The 19,558-nt window shown below is 62.9% G+C and carries 13 protein-coding genes and 1 tRNA gene; 4 read left to right on the forward strand and 10 right to left on the reverse strand.

The genetic code is table 11. From position 1 onward, the window contains the following. The 4 genes from BCAL_RS01920 to BCAL_RS01935 all read right to left on the reverse strand — a co-directional run. Nucleotides 1-1,018 (reverse strand): ISL3 family transposase (locus BCAL_RS01920; protein ID WP_081887189.1); only part of this gene is annotated, 1,018 nt, incomplete at its 3' end. 121 nt (nt 1,019-1,139) lie between these two features. After that, nucleotides 1,140-1,213, reverse strand: a tRNA-Arg gene (locus BCAL_RS01925). Nucleotides 1,214-1,287: 74 nt separating this feature from the next. Beyond that, nucleotides 1,288-2,157, reverse strand: a complete 870-nt coding sequence (locus tag BCAL_RS01930) for a MurR/RpiR family transcriptional regulator (RefSeq protein ID WP_043166870.1) — start codon at nt 2,155-2,157, stop codon at nt 1,288-1,290. Nucleotides 2,158-2,316: 159 nt separating this feature from the next. Beyond that, nucleotides 2,317-3,630: an ATP-binding protein gene (locus BCAL_RS01935; protein WP_043166868.1), complete on the reverse strand. Its 1,314-nt coding sequence runs from the start codon at nt 3,628-3,630 to the stop codon at nt 2,317-2,319. Between the two features lie 719 nt (nt 3,631-4,349). Here BCAL_RS01935 and BCAL_RS01940 point away from each other — a divergent pair. The 4 genes from BCAL_RS01940 to phnX all read left to right on the forward strand — a co-directional run bounded on the left by BCAL_RS01940 (nt 4,350) and on the right by phnX (nt 10,406). Next, the gene (locus tag BCAL_RS01940) at nt 4,350-5,150 is read left to right on the forward strand and encodes an ABC transporter ATP-binding protein (RefSeq protein ID WP_043166865.1); all 801 of its coding nucleotides are present in this window, start codon (nt 4,350-4,352) and stop codon (nt 5,148-5,150) included. Nucleotides 5,151-5,155: 5 nt separating this feature from the next. Then, on the forward strand, nt 5,156-8,023 hold the full coding sequence (locus BCAL_RS01945) for an extracellular solute-binding protein (RefSeq protein ID WP_202961931.1): 2,868 nt from the start codon (nt 5,156-5,158) through the stop codon (nt 8,021-8,023). A gap of 358 nt (nt 8,024-8,381) precedes the next feature. Beyond that, nucleotides 8,382-9,590, forward strand: coding sequence for a 2-aminoethylphosphonate--pyruvate transaminase (locus BCAL_RS01950; RefSeq protein WP_081887190.1), 1,209 nt, complete (start codon nt 8,382-8,384; stop codon nt 9,588-9,590). 33 nt (nt 9,591-9,623) lie between these two features. Continuing rightward, nucleotides 9,624-10,406 (forward strand): phosphonoacetaldehyde hydrolase, encoded by a 783-nt coding sequence (phnX, locus tag BCAL_RS01955; RefSeq protein ID WP_043166863.1) that lies wholly within the window; start codon nt 9,624-9,626, stop codon nt 10,404-10,406. Nucleotides 10,407-10,468: 62 nt separating this feature from the next. Here the strand turns inward: phnX and BCAL_RS01960 are convergent, their stop codons facing one another. From BCAL_RS01960 to BCAL_RS01985, 6 genes are all read right to left on the reverse strand, one after another. After that, nucleotides 10,469-12,085 carry an aminotransferase-like domain-containing protein gene (locus BCAL_RS01960; RefSeq protein WP_043166861.1) on the reverse strand — a complete coding sequence of 539 codons (1,617 nt, stop codon included), beginning with the start codon at nt 12,083-12,085 and terminating at the stop codon, nt 10,469-10,471. A gap of 187 nt (nt 12,086-12,272) precedes the next feature. Continuing rightward, nucleotides 12,273-12,911: a pyridoxal 5'-phosphate synthase glutaminase subunit PdxT gene (gene pdxT, locus BCAL_RS01965; protein WP_043166859.1), complete on the reverse strand. Its 639-nt coding sequence runs from the start codon at nt 12,909-12,911 to the stop codon at nt 12,273-12,275. Nucleotides 12,912-12,929: 18 nt separating this feature from the next. After that, nucleotides 12,930-13,805, reverse strand: a complete 876-nt coding sequence (gene pdxS / locus BCAL_RS01970; protein WP_043166857.1) for a pyridoxal 5'-phosphate synthase lyase subunit PdxS — start codon at nt 13,803-13,805, stop codon at nt 12,930-12,932. 160 nt (nt 13,806-13,965) lie between these two features. Continuing rightward, nucleotides 13,966-16,086: a DNA primase gene (dnaG, locus tag BCAL_RS01975; RefSeq protein ID WP_043166855.1), complete on the reverse strand. Its 2,121-nt coding sequence runs from the start codon at nt 16,084-16,086 to the stop codon at nt 13,966-13,968. 153 nt (nt 16,087-16,239) lie between these two features. Beyond that, nucleotides 16,240-17,532 (reverse strand): deoxyguanosinetriphosphate triphosphohydrolase, encoded by a 1,293-nt coding sequence (locus tag BCAL_RS01980; protein ID WP_043166853.1) that lies wholly within the window; start codon nt 17,530-17,532, stop codon nt 16,240-16,242. Nucleotides 17,533-17,807: 275 nt separating this feature from the next. Beyond that, nucleotides 17,808-19,271, reverse strand: a complete 1,464-nt coding sequence (locus BCAL_RS01985; protein WP_043166851.1) for an APC family permease — start codon at nt 19,269-19,271, stop codon at nt 17,808-17,810. Nucleotides 19,272-19,558 lie beyond the last annotated feature (287 nt).

Consider the following 19,558-nt stretch of genomic DNA (forward strand, 5'->3'; position numbering starts at 1 on the left):
CCAGCCGTGAGTGCATCATCCACGAGCACAGGCGGTGCAGGCGCGACCACGCCTCGCCTGGCGTGCGGCTGGTCTCGTAGATGTCCTGCAGGGTCTCGCGTATCTGGCACGCCCGGCCGGTCTTCAGCCGCTGTTTCATGAGAGCGCGTTTGGTTTCCAACTGCAGTTCGCTCAGCCCGGACTCGTTGCGCAGCCACAGGTACTTCGTCCTCTTCAGCAGCCCGTTGGAGCGTCCCTCGGCCTTCCGGACCTTGTCGACGGCCTCGTTGGCGTGCTTGACAACGTGGAACTTGTCGACGATCCGCTCCGCGTTGGGCAGGTATTCGCGGATGCCCTTCCGAAACCCCAGGCTCATGTCGCAGGTGACGAGCCGCACGTATCCGGGCACTCCGTTGTGCGCCGTGAAGTCGTCGACGAACCGCTTCACCGTGGACGAGTCCTTGCCGGCCGTCACGTTGATCACGTCGTGCTCGACGAGGTCGGCGACCACCGTGATGTAGTTGTGCCCCTTGCGGCTGGTCTCGTCGATGCCGATGGCCTCCACGCCCGTGTAGTCCTCGAGCCTGCGGGCCTCGTCCACGTAGTGCGCGATGAACCGCCACAGGCGGGTGTCGGTCTCGTCGACCTGCTCGGCGAGCGTGCTGACCGGCAGGTGGCGGGCCATCTCGACCGCCCACGCCTCGAACAGGAGCGTGAACCCGCTGCCCGGCCTCGCCCACGGGACAGGCACGGTCCTCACGCCATGCTCCGGGCATGTCACGCGCGGCACGCCGGCATGGATGAACGCCTTGTACTGGAAGAAGTTCAGATGCCTCCACACGCGCCCGCGCGTGTCATGCACCGGACATTCGTCCCGCCGGCACCCCGGCTCGGGGCAGCGGAACCGCGAGCCCGCCTCGAAACCGATCCCGATGTGCAACTCCTGCCTGCCGTCGTCGGTGTCCCGGAAATCCACGGACTCGACCCTCCAAGGCTCCCGCAGCTGGAGCGCGGCCGTGAACAAACGCGAGGTATCCATGCCTCCAACCTACCCGACAGACACCACACCGCACACCATCACCCACCACAAACAGCGAAAGGCCCAGAAAACACAAATAGAAAAACCCTCAGAATCGGCATGATTCCAAGGGTTTCACTAGTGACCCCGGCCGGACTCGAACCGGCGACCCAATGATTAGAAGTCAGTTGCTCTATCCAGCTGAGCTACGGGGCCAAACTCGTGACATTGTAATAGCCGGGGTGGAACGACACGAATCGGCGACCTACAGATCACCTACAGATTACAGGTCAGCTGCGGTATTCACGGTCGGCGATCATGCGACCGGACTGGTCGAGCGCCGTGGAGAATCGACCGTAATCGGAAAGGATCACGCCCATGTACAGCATGTCGACGAGCGCGATGTGGGCCACGCGCGAGAAGATCGCATTGCCGTAGATGGTCTGCGTACTCGAACCGGTGATCAGCGTGACGTCGGCGGACCCGGCAAGGGGCGAGCCGATATGGTTGGTCACGGCGATGGTACGGGCGCCGGCGGATTTGGCCAGACGCAACGCTTTGACGGTGTCCGCGGATGAGCCGGAATGCGAGAACGCAATGGCCACATCCTGATCACGCAGGTGCCCCGCTCCGATCTGCTGCAGGTAGGCGTCCGTGTTGAGGCGACAATCGAGCCCCAGATACATCAGCTTGGTGAACAGATCGGTAGCCGGGACCAGCGAGTTCTCGACACCATAGATATCAATGGCATGCGCGTCGGCCAGCAGCGCCGTCGCCTTGCGGAACGCCTTGACATCGAGGCAACGACGAAGTTCCTCGATGAGCGAGGCGGCACCCGCAGCGGCCTTGGCCGGCACATCCTCGGGGCTGTCCCACGGGTTGAGGTCGAATCCTTCGAGCGGATCGAACGTCACCTGATGTTCCGCCTCGGGATGGCGCAGCACGTATCGCAGTTCGCGATAGCCGCCGAAACCGAGTTTGCGCGAGAAGCGGATGACCGTGGGCTGGCTTACGTGCGTCGCCTCCGCGAGCTGGCCGACGGTCAATCCCGCCGCCTCCTCGATATGATCGCGGATGTAACGCGCAACGGCCCGTTCGGCCGGGCGAAGCGAAGGGTATACGTGATCGATACGCTCGCGGATTCCCACCGAAGACTGCACGGTCCCATCTCCTACAACGTCACGCCTATGATGCTCTACACTGTCGTAGCCTAACCGGAATGGGTGTGTCGACGGGTGATATCAGCCGACTTCCAAGTGAACCGTCCGTTAACTTTTCCGTGGGTCGACTACGTTCCGCATCTTGCGCCGCATCTTCCGTCATGCGTTCTCCATCAAGCCCGCCATATATATGGGTAGGTAGGTGACGGCCCCTTCCACGGAGACATTGCATGGGCCAAACACGAGGCCAGTGCCGAGATGATATTCCGGACGCGCAAGCACATTATCCATGGCATGATGGCGCTTGTACGATTTGCCGGATTTCACCTCGATGGGCAGTACACGATCGTTCCTGTCCTGAACCAGAAAGTCCAGTTCACCGAATCGCTTGCTGTTGTAGTAATACAGGTCAAACCCATGGGCATGCAATTCCTGTGCGACCGCGTTTTCATAGATGGACCCGTAGTTGACATCGGGATTGCCGTCGAGCACATCAAGCGCGGTTTTCTTCAGGAAGGAGCCGGTCAACAGACCAACATCATTGTAGAAGAACTTGAACAGGTTGCGCTCCTTGCTCATTTCCAACGGAACACACGGCTCATCGACGTTATACGCGGCTATCGCCACACCGGCGGCCTTCAGCCAATCGAAGTCAGCGGCCACGGTCTGGAACCGCAGCCCCTTGTCTACCTTCGCGAAGGTGAAACGCTTGTTGGGATTGTTGAGCTCGCTCGGCACCAGATCGTAAATGCCTCTGATATGCAGACGATCCTCCCGCTTGGCATACTGGCTGATATCCCGACGATACTCACGCTTGATGTTCTCCTGAATCGTGCGAACGTCGGAGATGCTGCCATTGGCGACGAAGGAGTCGACCGCCGCCGGCATTCCCCCGATGACCAGATATTTGGCATACAGATCCATCAGCCGGTCATGAACGAACCCATCCACCGGCTTTCTGCCGGCAAGACAGCCACGCAACATGTCGAACACGTTGCCCCCCACACCCTGAGACCAGCAGAATTCCTCGAAATCCAGCGGATACATGTCCAACTCGCTCAGATACCCCACAGGCACCGAACGCACATCCTCCAGTTCAACGCCGAGCAACGATCCCGACAACATATAGTCGAATCGACCGTCGTCCACCAGAAACTTGACCGCGGTAACCATTTCCCTGCACTGCTGGACCTCATCGAAGAACACAAGGGTCTTCCCCGGCACCAACGGAACGTCAACGGCCAGCTCCAGCCGCATCAACAAGTTCTCCACATCGCGCGGCTTGCTGAAGATGGAGACCAGCTCGGGATTCTCGATGAAGTTCAGCTCGGCGACATGCTCATAATGCTTGCGGGCAAAGTAACGGATGATGTAGGTCTTGCCGGTCTGGCGAGCTCCCGTAATCAGCAACGCGGTGCGCTTGGGGGCGGATAGCCACGCCTCCATCCGGTTCTCCACTTTACGAGTCAGCATGCATCCCTCCCACGCGATACGGACCGAAAACCAGTTGTCCCCGAACGTATCGACAACAGTGTGACTACATTTTCAAACCATTGAAACATGACGTCATTACATTTTCAAACTGATTTCATGTCGTTTATCTACATTTTCAAACCATAGAATCGTCCTAGAAGCACATTTTCAAACCCGTCATCCCGCGGGATCAATAGAACGGGACCGAAGCCGCGCCATCGCCATCGCGGAATAAGCCGCAGCCCGCGCCGACAAACAACCAAGAACTACGTAGCAAAGCGTTCGTTGAGTCAAAAAAGACATCGCGAAACCGATTGTGACCGTGCTCACATGCACAATACGCACATCGCATCGCCCCAAAACTACGTGGACTACATCCGCCACAGGTAGTTTCACTCGCTGTTCACCGTACTTTCAGTCCGATTTCCCCGGCATGCGGTAGAGCAGCGCCGAAACGGAACCATCATGGAAATTGCGCACGGCGGACGGGAACGACCGAACGGACACGACCGAACGCGGGGCGCAACGGCGAGCAGTCTCTAGCCGTGACAACACAGTGCTGACACACAGTGCATACCGCATAACTGAACAACAACTGAATATCGATCACGGCGAAGAACCCATGGGACCGATCAATCCGATCCGACCCCGCGGGAACGGAGCCACACCATAGAGCGGACCCGAACAACGGGCCGCATGATGAGAGGCAGTCGAAGAATATGCTCGAATTGAAGAACATCACCAAGTCGTTCGGCGACACCCACGTCCTGAACGGCATCACCCTGGAACTCGACAACGGCAAGATCATGTCGATCCTCGGACCCTCCGGCGGCGGCAAGACCACGCTGCTCAACATCATCCTCGGCATCACCGAGCCGACGAGCGGCAAGCTGATCTACAACGGCGAGGACCTGACCCACGTGCCGATGGAGAAGCGAGGCTTCAACATCGTGTTCCAGGACTACGCCCTCTTCCCGAACCTCACCGCCTACGAGAACATCACCTACGGCCTGCGTAACAATCCGGGCATCTCCTCCGAGAAGGAGATCAAGGAGATGATCTCCCTGCTCGGCCTCGAGGAGCACCTGAACAAGCACATCGACGAGCTCTCCGGCGGTCAGAAGCAGCGCGTGGCGCTCGCCCGCACGCTGGTGATGAAGCCGAAGCTGCTGCTCCTCGACGAGCCGCTGTCCGCTCTGGACGGCGTGATCAAGGAGTCCATCAAGGCCAAGATCAAGCAGATCGTCGAGCAGTACAACCTCACCACGATCATGGTCACCCACGATCCGGAGGAGGCCTGCACGATGAGCGACAAGGTCCTCATCATCAACCAGGGCAAGGTCGCGCAGTACGACAGCCCGGAGAACATCATCGAGCACCCGGCGTCCGACTTCGTGAAGAAGTTCATCCTCCACCAGCTCGAGGTCAAGCGCAACAACATCTACACCCTGTTCAACGAGGGCGATCAGGACGCGGCCAAGGCCAACGCCCAGCTCGCCGCCGCAGGTCAGGAGGCCTGAGACCCATGTCGGCTGAATCCATCCAGGCGGGCAAGCAGCTGCCCAACATCCGCCCCGAGATCCACAACTACGAGGCCCGGCCGTCCAAGCCGAAGCAGACCGAGCTGTGGACCCTCCTCGTGATCGTGGCGGTGTGCTTCCTCGGCTTCCTCGTCGTGCCGATGATCCTCGTGATCATCCGCTCGTTCACCACCGCCGGCGGGGCCGCCACCCTCGAGAACTACACGACGATTCTCTCCCGGCCCGAATTCGGGCGGTCGATCACCAACTCGCTGACCGTGGCCGCGGTCTCCGCGCTCGTCGCCGTGATCCTCGCGTTCCTGCTGTCCTACACCATCAACTGCACGAACGTGCCGCGCGGCCTCAAGAAGGCCATCGCCCTGCTCGCGCAGCTGCCGATGCTCCTGCCGACCATCACCTACGGCTTCGCGATCATCTACTCGTTCGGCAAGAACGGTCTGATCACGCAGCTCATCGGCCACCCGCTGTTCGACATCTACGGCTTCAACGGCCTGCTGATCGGCTACGTGATCTACACGCTGCCGACCTGCTTCCTGCTGATCAACAACAGCTTCCAGTTCGTCGACAAGAAATTCATCATCGTCTCCCACATCATGGGCGACAAGCCGATCACCACGTTCCTCAACACCGTGCTGCGCCCGCTGGTCGGCACGATGGCCGTCGCGTTCATCCAGTCGTTCTTCCTCGCGTTCACCGACTACGGTATTCCGACCTCCGTCGGCGGCGAGTACGACGTGCTGGCCATGACGCTGTTCAACCAGATGCTCGGCTCGATCCCGAACTTCAACCGCGGCGCCGTGATCGCAGTGTTCATGCTCATCCCCTCGATCATCTCGATCATCCTGATGACCGTGCTCGAGCGCTTCGCGATCCGCTACAAGCAGATCAGTCAGGTCGACCTGCCCAAGGGCAAGAAGCGCGACTGGATCTGCGGCATCCTATCCGTGGTAACCCTCGTGTGCGTGCTCTCCGTGTTCCTCGTGATCCTGCTCATCCCGTTCGTCCAGGAATGGCCTGACCACCTCGGCTTCACCTTCTCGCACATCGCGAACCTGTTCGTCGACTCCCAGCTGACGCAGGTGTTCGTCAACTCGCTGTACGTGGCCGCGATGACCGCCATCTTCGGATGCGTGTTCGTCTACGCCGCCGGCCTCGTGACCTCCCGCTCGAAGCTGCCCGGCTGGGCCCGCCGCTCGGTCGACGCGATCTCCGCGATCATCAACACGGTCCCGGGCATGGTGCTCGGCATCGCCTTCCTGTTCGCCTTCTCCGGCTCCCCGCTGCAGAATACGTTCTGGATCCTGATCATCGCGAACATCGTGCACTACTTCGCCACCCCGTACCAGATGATCAAGGACTCCCTGACCAAGATGAACGCGGGATGGGAGACCACCGCCAAGCTCATGGGCGACAACTGGATCAAGACACTGATCCGCGTGGTCACCCCGAACGCGTGGCCGACCCTGCTGCAGATCTTCGGCTACTACTTCGTCAACGCGATGGTCACGATCTCCGCGGTCGTGTTCCTCACCGGCGCCCGCACGCAGGTCATCACCACGAAGATCTCCGCCCTGCAGCACATCGCCAAGTTCGACGACGTGTTCGTGCTCTCGCTGCTCATCCTCGTCGTCAACCTCGTGGTCAAGGGCCTGATCGCCCTGTTCACCCGCGACCGTTCCAAGGAGCGCGCGAAGGCGAAGGCCAAGGAACGCGCCGCCGTGAAGACCCCGCAGGTCGCAGCCTCGTTCAGTACCGTCAGGCCCAGCAGCCAGCTGACGACCGCAGCGGCCACCTTCCAGCTGCCGAACGACGGCAACCGCAAGGCCAAGGGCCTGCTCACCGGCATCGCCTCGGCGGTGTGCGTGGCGTTGCTCGTCACCTTCGGCGCGGTCTCGACCTCCGCGGCCGCAGCCGGCGGCAAGGTCGTCATCTACACGAACGCCGACGAGGAGGCCGTCACCGCCTTCGAGCACGCGCTCGACGACAACGGCTACAAGGACCAGTACATCATCCAGGAGTTCGGCACCTCCGAGCTCGGCGGCAAGATGCTGGCCGAAGGCAAGGCCCTCGAGGCTGACATGCTGACGATGAGCTCCTACTACGTCGACTCCGCGCAGGAGCGCAACCACATGTTCGCGAACCTGACCGACGTGCACACCAAGCTGCTCGGCGACACGGAGAACTCGAAGGCCCCGGCCTACCGCTCCCCGACCACCGCGCAGGAGGGCGCCATCATCATCAACACCGAGGCCCTCAAGGCCGCCGGCGTCGAGGCCCCGAAGAGCTACGCGGACCTCGCCAAGCCCGAATACAAGGGACTCATCTCCGTGCCGGACATGGAGGGCTCCTCCACCGGCTGGCTGATGATTCAGGCCATCGTCGACGCCTACGGCACCGGCGAGAAGGGCAAGCAGATTCTCACCGACATCTACCGCAACGCCGGTCCGCACCTTGAACAGTCCGGCTCCGGCCCGCTCAAGGCCGTGCGCGCCAAGGAGGTGGCGATCGGCTTCGGCCTGCGCCACCAGGCGGTCGCGGACAAGAAGAAGGGCCTGCCGATCGACTACGTCGACCCGACCGAAGGCAACTACTCGCTCACCGAGTCGGTGGCCGTGCTCGACAAGGGCAACGCCACCAACCCGAAGGCGCAGAAGATGGCCGGCATCATCATCGACAAGGGCCGCAAGGAGCTGCTCCAGACCTACCCGACCCCGCTGTACGAGGGCGAGAAGGCTCCTGCGAACGCCTCCAAGCGCTCCAAGTCGTTCCCCGAGCCGCTGACCGTCGACCTGCTCCAGCAGCATCAGGACTTCTCGTCCGAATGCAAGCGGATCGCGCAGGGCGAGGCGTAAAGCGGACAGTCCGGTGGACTGTCCGTAGCCGAGCCCCGAGTGAGACGACAGTCGAACGAGGGCAGGATGACAGTCTCACCGCAGGGCGAGTAAACGCAAAGCGAACGCAACTAGCAAACTAGATTCGACACTCCGCCCGCAGGGCGAAATCTACGTAGAAATTTTCAAAAACTCTCTTCGTGATTACACTCTGCGGGCGGAAGCCATATTCGGACACATTTTCAGCGCTTCAACGCTTCACAACCCAAGCTTCATAACTGAATATCGCAACAACCAAGACCACGACAAACTACGCCCCCGCTCCCCCGACTCCCACGCGAGAAGCGAAGGACATCGACAAGGAAAGGAAACCACCATCATGGCGAACGAATACAAGCTGCTGACCCCCGGCCCGCTGACCACCACCCGCACCGTCAAGGAGGAGATGCTCTTCGACCACTGCACGTGGGACGAGGACTACCAGCAGATCACCCAGAAGATCCGCCACCAGCTGCTCGAGCTCGCCCACGCCGACGACGGCGCCCACACCGTCGTGCTCATGCAGGGCTCCGGCACCTTCGGCGTCGAGAGCGTCCTGACCTCCGTGATCGGCAAGGACGAGAAGGTCCTGCTGTGCACCAACGGCGCGTACGGCGACCGTCAGGTCAAGATCTGCGAGCACGCCGGCATCGCCTACACGCAGTACGCCGAGCCGTACGACCGCATTCCGGACGCCGAGCGCGTGGCCGAGTACCTGGACGCCGACCCGTCCATCACCCACGTCTCTATGATCCACTCCGAGACCACCTCCGGTCTGCTCAACGACATCCAGGCCGTGGCCGCCGTCGCCAAGGCCCACAACTGCACGTTCATGGTCGACGCGATGAGCTCCTTCGGCGGCGTCGACATCCCGGTCGCCGACTGGGGCATCGACTTCCTCGTCTCCTCCGCCAACAAGTGCATTCAGGGCGTGCCTGGCTTCAGCTTCATCATTTGCGACAAAGCCAAGCTTGAGGCCTCCAAGGGCAAGGCGCGCAGCCTCTCCCTCGACCTGTGGGATCAGTGGAACACCCTTGAGAAGGCCAACGGCAAGTGGCGCTACACCTCCCCCACCCACGTCGTGCTCGCCTTCTCCAAGGCCCTCGACGAGATGTTCGCCGAAGGCGGCATCCCCGCCCGCTCCGCCCGTTACGCCCTGAACAACCACCTGCTCATCGCCCGTATGAAGGCGCTCGGTTTCCGTGTGTTCCTCAAGCACCACCAGGGCCCGATCATCACCACGTTCCTCTACCCGGAGGGCACGCAGTTCGACTTCCACGACATGTACGAGTTCATCAAGGAGCGCGGCTACGCGATCTACCCGGGCAAGCTGACCGACGAGGAGACCTTCCGTCTCGGCAACATCGGCGAGATCTACACCGACGACATCGAGAAGGTCACCGAGCTGCTGGCCCTGTACATGGGCGAGCGCGGCCTGCTGGCCGCCGCCACCGGTCTCGATTCAGTGCCGGCCGCGATCGCCGCGATGGACGCCGCCGGCGAGCCGATCAAGGCCGCCGCCCCGGCGAACGTCAAGCTCACCGCCTGATTCTTTCGAGTTCGTATTCAAGGAGATTCCATTATGACCAAGCGTTTTGAGGCCGTTATCTTCGACTGGGCCGGCACCACCGTGGACTACGGCTGCTTCGCCCCCGTCAAGGCGTTCCAGGAGGCGTTCAAGGAGTTCGGCGTCGAGCCGACGATGGCCGAGACCCGCAAGCCGATGGGCATGCTCAAGCACGACCACATCGAGACCATGCTGCACATGGATCGCATCGCCCGCGCATGGGAGGACAAGCATGGCGCCGCCCCGACCGACGCCGACACCGACGCCGTGTGCGCGCACTTCGAGCCGAAGCTGCTGTCGATCCTCGACGGCTTCGCCGATCCAAAGCCGGGCGTGATCGACGCCGTCGCCGAGCTGCGCGCCGAAGGTCTCAAGATCGGTTCGACCACCGGCTACACCGACAGGATGATGGAGATCGTCGTGCCGAAGGCCGCCGAGAACGGCTACGCCCCGGACTTCTGGATCAGCCCGGACGGCACCAACGGCTTCGGCCGCCCCTACCCGTACATGGTCTTCAGGAACCTCGAGAAGCTCGGCGTGACCGATGTGCGCCGCGCGGTCAAGGTCGGCGACACGCTCTCCGACATCCGCGAAGGCAAGAACGCCGGCGTGTTCACGGTGGGCGTGACCGAAGGCAGCTCGCAGATGGCGCTGAGCCAGGACGAGTTCGAGGCGCTGTCCGATCAGGACAAGGCCAAGGCGCGCACCGCGGCCCGTGACGCGTTCGTCGCCGCCGGCGCGGACGCGGTCATCGACACGATGGCCGAGCTGCCGACCCTGCTCAAGCAGATCGCCTGAACATATCCGATATATGTCGATGTAGCCTGAGACTCCCGGAGCATTCATCCGGGAGTCTCAGGCTACATTGCGTTCAGCGATTCGCCGATCACTTGAATGCCCCTCTCCAGATCGGCCGCATCGGGGCGGACCATATTGAGGCGGATGTGGGCGTCGTCGCTCTCATCGACGTCGAAGACGCCGCCGGGCATGAACGTAACACCCCTGGCACGGCACCGGCCGAGCAGGTCGAGCGCGCGCACGCCTCCGGGCAGAGTAGCCCATATGTAGTATCCGCCCTGCGGTCGCGTCCAGCGCATGTCGTGGGGCATGTACCGTTCCAGCGCATCGAGGATCACGTCCCGGCGCGTGCGGTATGCGGCCGCAAGGGACGCGACATGCCCCGCGATGCGCCCCTCCTTGAGTAGTTCCAGACAGATGCGCTGCGACGACGTGCTCGTATGCTGGTCGACCATACGTCGCAATGCCGCGAGTCGCGCGATGACATGCGGATCGGCCACGACCCATCCGGTGCGCAGTCCCGACGTGACGGTCTTGGAGAACGTGGACAGATACATCACATAGCCGGTGTTCTCCATGCCGGCGAGAGGGATGGGACGGGGACCCTGCCCGTACCACAGATCGCCGTACGCGTCATCCTCGACGATAAGGCACTGGTAACGTCGGGCCACGTCGACGAGCGTGCGTCGGCGTTCGATCGGCATCGTCGTGCCGGTGGGATTATGGAACGTGGGGATCGTGTAGATGAGTTTCGGATGGAATCGGGCGCAGTAGCCCTCCAGTAGGTCGGTGCGCATGCCGTGCCCGTCGACGGGTACGCCGATGATGCGCGCGTCCGCCGAACGGAAGGTCTGCAGCGCGGGAAAGAACGTGGATTGTTCGACGAGCACGCAGTCGCCGGGATTGACGAACGCACGCACGATCAGGTCGATGCCCTGTTCGGAGCCGGACAGGACCATGACGTTGCGCGCGTCGCAGCCGACGCCGCGATCGCGCATGTGTTTCGCAAGCAGGTCGCGCAGCTCGTCGAACCCCTCGATCGGGGATTCGGGCTGGCCGTCGAACTCGTGCGAGGAGAACGCCTCGAGACTCACCGCGCGCAGCAGATCGTCGGGGATGTCGGCCGGATTCGGCGAGCCGGTGGCGAAGTCGATCGGATGCGGTCCGGTTCCGCCACCTCTACCGCCACTGCCGCTCCGCTGGGCGCGATCCGCCGCGGCGATGTCGTGGTAGGTGAACCGGTTGGAATAGTCGGAGAACAGGATCGACCACGGCGGTCGGATGATAGGCGGTTCGCCGGATGCGCTGCCGACATCGGCAACCGGATCGGCCGCCCGCGGCGACGCCGGACTTGCGGGCAGCGCAGTCGTACCGATGGCATCGACGGATGCGGGTGGAATGGATGCGGCCGTTGTGCCCGGTGCCACAGATACAGCAGGCGCAGCAGGCAGCACGAAGGTGCCCTTGCCAACCTTCGAGGCGATGAACCCCTCGTCCTTCAGCTGCTGGTACGCCTGCAGCACGGTGGTGCGATTGACCTCGAGGCGTGTTGCGAGCTCGCGTTCGGGCGGGAGCCGGTAGCCTTCGGCGAGCGCACCGGAGACGATCGACTCGCGCAGCTGGGCCGCAAGCTGCCGGTACATCGGCATGCCCGAATGCCGGTCAACGGTCAATCGCATCGCATCCCACCTTTCTGAATATCCGGTCTTCGCGCCAACGTCCGTTCCTATAGGATCGGGCGAAATACCACCCCATTCGGGCCTCTATCACGTCCGATCCTATAGGAACGGATGAAACGAGGACCCCTCATCCCCGTTTTTCGTCCGTTCCTATAGGATCCGACGAAATGGGGGATGGGGAACAGGGCTAGAGCGAGAGGAACAGCTCGTGGATGCGGGTGTCGTCGGTGAGTTCGGGGTGGAACGCGGTGGCGAGGATATTGCCCTGGCGCAAGGCCACCGGATGCCCGTCGACCTCCGTCTCGACCTGTGCCTCGGGGCCGACCGAGACGACGAAGGGCCCGCGGATGAACACGAGCGGGAATCCGGCGATGCGCTGCGGGTCGTCCGTGGCGCCGAAGTCGGCGGTCGTCTGGAAGCTGCCGAGCTGGCGGCCGTACGCGTTGCGGCGGACGACGGCGTCGAGCGCGCCGAAGTAGACGTTCGGATCGTTGTCGAGCTTCTTCGCGAGCAGGATCATGCCGGCGCAGGTGCCGAACACCGGCTTGCCGGCCTTGATGTGCTCGGCGATCGGATCGAACAGGCCGGTCGAACGCAGCAGCTTGCCCTGCGTGGTGGATTCTCCGCCGGGCAGGATCACCCGGTCGATGGACTCGTCGAAGTCCTCGGCGGCGCGCAGGAGCTTCCACGGGGCACCGAGCCTGTCCAGTACGGCGGCGTGTTCGGCGAATGCGCCCTGAACGGCGAGGATGCCGGTCATGCCATGCTTCGCGTGTTCGGCGTCGTCGGACTCCTCCTTGGAGATGTATTCAACGGCTACGACCATGCTGTCTTCCGCTCCCCGTCACTCGCCTCGGGCGGCCATGATGGTCTTGATCTCGTCCTCGTTGATGCCGACCATGGCCTCGCCGAGGTTCTCGGAGAGCTTGGCGAGCAGGTCGGCGTCCTGCCAGTTGGCGGTCGCCTTGACGATGGCGGCGGCGCGCTTGGCCGGGTCGCCGGACTTGAAGATGCCGGAGCCGACGAACACGCCCTCGGCACCGAGCTCCATCATCAGGGCCGCGTCGGCCGGGGTGGCGACGCCGCCGGCGGCGAAGTTGACGACGGGCAGACGGCCGTTGTCGTGCACGTACTTGGCGAGGTCGTACGGCACGGCGAGCTGCTTGGCCTCCTCATATACCTCGTCGTCGCGCAGGGAGACGAGCTCGTGGATCTGCTTGTTCATCGTGCGCATGTGGCGCACGGCCTGAATCACGTCGCCGGTGCCGGGCTCGCCCTTGGTGCGGATCATCGCGGCGCCTTCGGCGATGCGGCGCAGGGCCTCACCGAGGTTCTTCGCGCCGCACACGAACGGCACGTCGAACTGGCGCTTGTCGATGTGGTAGACGTCGTCGGCCGGGGAGAGCACCTCGGACTCGTCGATGTAGTCGATGTCGATGGCCTGCAGGATGCGGGCCTCTGCGATGTGTCCGATGCGTACCTTGGCCATGACCGGGATGGACACGGCCTCCTGGATGCCCTTGATCATGGCCGGGTCGGACATGCGGCTCACGCCACCGGCGGCACGGATGTCGGCTGGGATGCGCTCGAGGGCCATGACGGCGCATGCGCCGGCGTCCTGGGCGACCTTCGCCTGTTCGGGCGTGGTCACGTCCATGATCACGCCGCCCTTGAGCATCTGGGCCAGATTACGATTGAGTTCCGCACGATCCTGCGTCATGAGTGTTCCCTTCATGTGTGATAATGTGCGAACGACCGTTGGTTCGTTCCGTCGCGTTCATTATCGATCGCAGGACCATGCGGCCATCCAAGCCAGTCCAATTTGGATGGGGCCAATCGGCAAGTTCTTCACCCATCCAATCGCGATGCCGCCGTGCGCCTCAGCCGATGGTGCCGTAGACCTGGGCCTGAAGGTCCTTGCGGGAGGTTTCGAGCTTGGTGATCTCACCCAGCAGGGCGATCTTCTCCTCGCCGTCCGGAAGCATCGTCATGCGCCGGCGGGCGGCGCCGATGCGGCGCATCAGGCCCATGTCGAGCAGCTTGGCGAGCAGCTCGTTGGCATACTGCGTCTCGGCCTTGGTCGGCGGACGCAACTGGGCGTCGGCGGAATCGGCGTCACCCGACGTGTTGACGTTGCCCGACGCATCCGGGCCGGAACCAGCGCCCGCGCGTCCCGAGGGCGGCAGCGGAAGAGGCATCACGGCCAGCTCGTTGATGACCGGTTCGAGCATCGGCCCGCCCGCCTTGGTCAGATTATGCATCCACAATCCCTGCGGAGTGTCGTTGGACGGCAATCCCCCGGCCGCGGCGATCGCCTGATACAGCGTGCGGAACACCGGCGTCATGAAGTTCGCGAGCGTCAGCGCGCCGAACCAGTTCGCGTCGATGGCGCGCGGCACCTGGATCAGCATCGCCATGAACTGCTGTTCGGCGATGAACACCGCATCGTCGATACGGAAATACGTCTGCTCGGTCGCGTCGCGATGCTCGAGCTCACGCCGGCGGGCGGGATTGGCATACGGGTTCTCCCCCGGCTCGAGACGCGACTCCCCGCGTCCGAACGTTCCGGGTTGATCGCCGAACCTGCGGCGCTGCGCGTACGCATCGTCATCGCGCACGTGCAGCTGGCGGCGCGCCATGTTCACCTCGCGGCGCATCACGTCCAGATCCACGCCGATGCGACGCGTGGTCTTGCGCGTGTACATGTCGAGCAGCGAACGGTCCCGGATCTGCGCGACCAGCGGAGCCACCGCCTTGACCGCGCCCATCTGACCGGTCGTGTACGTGGTGTCGAACCGGCCGATCGCCGAGTCGATGACGAAATCATACAGGGGCTTCGCATTCGCCACCAGCGAGCGCACCGCCTCGTCTCCGCGTTCGATGCGCAGATCGCACGGGTCGAGATTGTCGTCCGCGACGGCGACGAACGTCTGCGTGAGGAACGCCGAATCAAGGCCGAACGCATGCAGCGCCGCCTTCTGCCCGGCCGCGTCGCCGTCGAACGTGAACACGATGCGCGAGCTCAACGGCTGACCCTCGACCTTCAGCGGGCCGACCAGCTGGACCGCGCCGAGCGAATCGTCGGCGATCAGACGACGCACGATCTTCGCGTGTTCGGCGCCGAACGCGGTGCCGCAGGTCGCGATCGCCGTGTCGACCCCGGCCAGATGCATCGCCATCACATCCGTATAGCCCTCGACGATGACGACCTGACGCTTCTTGACGATCGCCTTCTTCGCCAGATCGATGCCGTACAGCACCTGCGTCTTGCGATAGAGCGCCGTATCCGGCGTGTTGATGTACTTCGCGGCGATCTGATCGTCCTCATACAGCTTGCGCGCGCCGAAGCCGAGCGTGCGTCCGGTCGAATCGCGGATCGGCCATGTGACGCGCCCGCGGAAGTAGTCGTAGATGCCGCGCTGGCCCTGACGGGCGAGCCCCGCGTCGAGCATCTCCTGCTGAGTGAATCCCTTCGATGCCAGATGGCGCACGAGATTGTCCCAGCCCTGCGGCGCGTAGCCGCAGCCGAAGCGCTCGCAGTCGGCCTGGCTGAACGTGCGGCCGCCGAGCAGCTTGCGGGCGGCGAGCGCCTCCTTGGTCATGATCTGCGAGACGAAGAAGCGCTGCGCCTCCTCGTTCGCCTCGATGAGACGGGCACGCTTCGAACCGGAATGCTCGGGCCTGCCGGTGCCGGAGTTCTCGTAGTGCAGTTCGATGTGGTACTTGTCTGCGAGCAGCTGCACGGCCTCGCGGAAGTCGATGTTCTCCTGCTGTTCGACGAATTTGAACACGTCGCCGCCGAGTCCGCAGCCGAAGCAGTGCCATACGCCGAGCGCCGGGCGCACGTTGAAGCTGCCGGTCTTCTCGTCGTGGAACGGACACAGGCCGACGTAGTTGCCGGTGCCCGAGGGTTTCAGCGAGACGCTGGCCGATACGATGTCGTACAGGTCCGCGGCTGCGCGCACCTTCTCCACGTCTTCCTTCTTGATCATTCCGGCCATAGCTTCCTACCTTACCTCACCGTAAGGCTTGGTTTCAGCCGGCCGGCGGGGGAGTGGGATATGCGATACACGACACACTCAAGGCCGTTTGGCCAAGCTTACAGTCGTGCATCGTATATCCCACTCCCCCGCCTCATTTCCAGCGCAACGCCGTCAGCACAGGATCGAGTGGAGGGCGAGGGCGGAGGCGTCGGTGAGGGAGGCGACCTGGTCGACGGCGACGCGCAGCCGTTCGTCGTCGTTGGAGGCCGAGTCCCAGTCCTCAAGGAACTGGCTTTCGAGCACGTCGGAGGGGCGGGGCGAGTCGGCCATGAGCACGTCGATCAGGTCCTCGACGATCCTGCGTTCCTCGATGTGCAGCGGTTCGTGCTCGCGTGGGGCCATCACGAAGTAGACGGCGATGCCCTTCAGGGCGACGATCTCGTATGCGGTGTCCTCGGGGATGACGACGCTGGCCGAATAGCGGGTCAGTGGCCCCGGACCGTAGGTGTCGCGCGTCACCTCCTCGACACTCCACGCGAATCTGCCGATGAGATCCGAGGTGATGTTCTTCAGCTGTGCGAGCGAGGAGCGTGAGCCGTTGAAGTGCATGGGGAACATGTCGAGGCGCTGCAGTCGGCGGAATGCGGCGAGCAGCAGGTCGGGATCCCACTTGTCGCCGTACCAGTCGCGCGTCGCCTCGACGATGCGGTCGAGCATGCGCGGATCGGTGAGGACGATCGGCTCAAACGCGCCGGTCGCGATCGCATCCTCCACGTCGTGCACGGAGTAGGCGATGTCGTCCGCGAGGTCCATGACCTGGCATTCCATCGGCTTGGTGGCTTCGGGGGCGTCGATCTTGAGCCACCGGAAGACGTCCATGTCGTCCGGGTAGACGCAGAACTTCGTGGGTTTGACGCCTTTGATTTTCGCGTATTCGGCGGCCTGATCGAGCGTCCACGGATATTTGACGGCGGCGTCGAGCGAGGCTCGCGTAAGGTTCACTCCGGCGGATCGGCCGTCGGGGTGCATGATCTTGGGTTCGAGCCGTGTGAGCAGTCTGAGGGTCTGCGCATTGCCTTCGAATCCGCCGATGTTGCGGGCGATGTCGGCGAGCGCCTTCTCGCCGTTGTGTCCGAAGGGCGGGTGTCCGAGGTCGTGGGCGAGGCAGGCGCAGTCGACGACGTCCGGATCGCAGCCGAGCAGTTTGCCGACCTGTCTGCCGATCTGGGCGACTTCGAGCGTGTGCGTGAGCCGTGTGCGCGCGAAGTCGTCGGTGCCGGCGACGAGCACCTGGCTTTTGGCGCCGAGTCTTCTCAATGCCGACGAGTGGATGAGTCGGGCGCGGTCGCGTTCGAACGCGGTGCGCGATTTCGATTTGGGCGGTTCGATCGCCCAGCGTTCCTCGTCGAAGGCGGTGTACCCCTCGCCGCTCAGGACCGCTTCCCCATCCAGCGTCGTTTCCATGCCTCCAGCATAGGGCACCTCGGGAATTTGTGACGCTCACCAACAGTAAGCGTCACTTATTCCCGAGATCCATGGGGACTTCGGGAATTTGTGACGCTCACGGATGGCCAGCGTCACCTTTTCCCGGGATCAACCTAAATCCCGGGAATTTGTGACGCTGAGAAGCAACAGGGAGGAGATTAGGTGGGTTGAGGTGGGGAAATGGGGACGAGGACGAGGATAAAGATATTGGGCGCTAATGGTGGTTACCAATAGCGCCCAATATCTGTTAATGGCTACTTAGCGGCGGCCTTGGCGGCCTTGGCGGACTTATCTACACCGTCCGCACCGTTGAGCTTGGAGCGCTTGCGGCTGTAGGCGAAGTAGACCACGAGGCCGAGGCCGAACCAGATGGCGAAGCGCAGCCAGGTCTCCCAGTTGAGGCCGGCGATGAGGATGAAGCAGAAGATGATCGAGATGACCGGGGTGACCGGCACGCCCGGGGCCTTGAAGCCGCGGTGCGCGTCGGGCGCGGTCTTGCGCATCCACAGGATGCCGGCGGAGACGATGATGAACGCGCTCAGCGTGCCGATGTTCACCAGCTCGAACAGCACGTTGATGTTGATGAAGCCTCCGGCGACGGCCGTGAGGATGCCGAAGAACCAGGTGCCCTTGAACGGGGTGCGGTACTTCTCGTGCACGTGGCCGAAGAACTCCGGGAACAGTCCGTCGCGGCTCATCGCGTAGCAGATGCGGGACTGGCCGTACAGCTGGACGAGCATCACCGTGGTCATGCCGACGAGGGCGCCGAGGTTGACGATGAACGCCAGCCAGTTCATGCCAGTGGCGAGGATCACGCCGGCGACCGGCGCGTCGATGAACTTGGCGAACTCCTTGTAGGGCACGATGCCGGTCATGATGAGCGTCATGATGATGTAGAGCACCGTCGAGATGCCGAGGGAGTAGAGGATGCCGCGGGGCAGGGTCTTGTTCGGGTTGACGGTCTCCTCGGCGGAGGAGGAGACGGCGTCGAAGCCGATGAAGCTGAAGAACACGATCGAGGCGGCGGGCACGATGCCGTACGGCTGCGTGGAGCCGGGCTGGAACGTGTAGATGCCATACGGGGAGAACGGCTTCCAGTTGGCCGGGTTGATGTACCACACGGTGCACACGATGAACAGGACGATGATCACGAGCTTGATCATCACCATGATGTCGTTGGTGCGCTTGGTCTGGTTGATGCCGATCGACAGCACCCACGTGATGATGAGGACGATGACGAAGCCGGGCAGGTTGAAGTAGGTGGTGACGCCCGGCGTGGTGCCGTATGCGGCGGTCAGCTCGACCGGCAGATGCAGTCCGAACCCTTCAAGCAGCTTGTTGAAGTATCCCGACCATCCGGCGGACACGGTGGCGGCCTGCAGCGCGTATTCGAGGATCAGATCCCAGCCGATGACGAACGCGATCAGTTCGCCGAACGCCAGATACGCGTAGGAGTAGGCGGAGCCGGAGACGGGGGCCATCGACGCGAACTCCGCGTAGCACAGGCCGGCGAAGCCGCAGCAGATCGCGGCGAGCAGGAACGACACGGACAGGGCCGGGCCGGCGGTCAGAGCGCCTTTGCCGGTCAGCACGAAGATACCGGTGCCGATGATCGCGCCGATGCCGAGCATCGTCAGATCGAACGTGCGCATCGTACGCTTCAGAGGGGTGGATTCGGCGACAAGCTGATCCACCGTTTTCTTACGGAACAGATTCATGGTTCTTCTCTCATGAACTAGTGGAATGGGGCTTGGCCGGACGGAATTCCGGGACCCCGACACGCCTCAACGCCGGGAGTCTTGAATACGGTCGTCATTGTTGCCCCCGCATATTACGGGCGGGAAAACGGCAAGCGAACCGTGTGAGAAGCGAGTATACGTCGGACCGGAGAGAACCATCGCACGCCGTCTCACCATGCGTTCACGATATGGACCACGCCGATCGGCGTCTTCCAGTCATCTCCATGCCGATCCATGCCGACCGACACCGCTCAACGCCCGTCCGA

Origin of the sequence: Bifidobacterium callitrichos DSM 23973, from assembly GCF_000741175.1 — a bacterium.
GTDB lineage: Bacteria > Actinomycetota > Actinomycetes > Actinomycetales > Bifidobacteriaceae > Bifidobacterium > Bifidobacterium callitrichos.

Excerpts from the sequence above, each read along its gene's own strand:
- BCAL_RS01985 (WP_043166851.1), bottom strand. The coding sequence starts at position 19,271 with ATGAATCTGTTCCGTAAGAAAACGGTGGATCAGCTTGTCGCCGAATCC.
- pdxT (WP_043166859.1), bottom strand. The coding sequence starts at position 12,911 with ATGGTCGTAGCCGTTGAATACATCTCCAAGGAGGAGTCCGACGACGCC.
- BCAL_RS01945 (WP_202961931.1), top strand. The coding sequence starts at position 5,156 with ATGTCGGCTGAATCCATCCAGGCGGGCAAGCAGCTGCCCAACATCCGC.
- BCAL_RS01950 (WP_081887190.1), top strand. The coding sequence starts at position 8,382 with ATGGCGAACGAATACAAGCTGCTGACCCCCGGCCCGCTGACCACCACC.
- dnaG (WP_043166855.1), bottom strand. The coding sequence starts at position 16,086 with ATGGCCGGAATGATCAAGAAGGAAGACGTGGAGAAGGTGCGCGCAGCC.
- pdxS (WP_043166857.1), bottom strand. The coding sequence starts at position 13,805 with ATGACGCAGGATCGTGCGGAACTCAATCGTAATCTGGCCCAGATGCTC.
- BCAL_RS01940 (WP_043166865.1), top strand. The coding sequence starts at position 4,350 with ATGCTCGAATTGAAGAACATCACCAAGTCGTTCGGCGACACCCACGTC.
- phnX (WP_043166863.1), top strand. The coding sequence starts at position 9,624 with ATGACCAAGCGTTTTGAGGCCGTTATCTTCGACTGGGCCGGCACCACC.
- BCAL_RS01980 (WP_043166853.1), bottom strand. The coding sequence starts at position 17,532 with ATGGAAACGACGCTGGATGGGGAAGCGGTCCTGAGCGGCGAGGGGTAC.
- BCAL_RS01935 (WP_043166868.1), bottom strand. The coding sequence starts at position 3,630 with ATGCTGACTCGTAAAGTGGAGAACCGGATGGAGGCGTGGCTATCCGCC.
- BCAL_RS01960 (WP_043166861.1), bottom strand. The coding sequence starts at position 12,085 with ATGCGATTGACCGTTGACCGGCATTCGGGCATGCCGATGTACCGGCAG.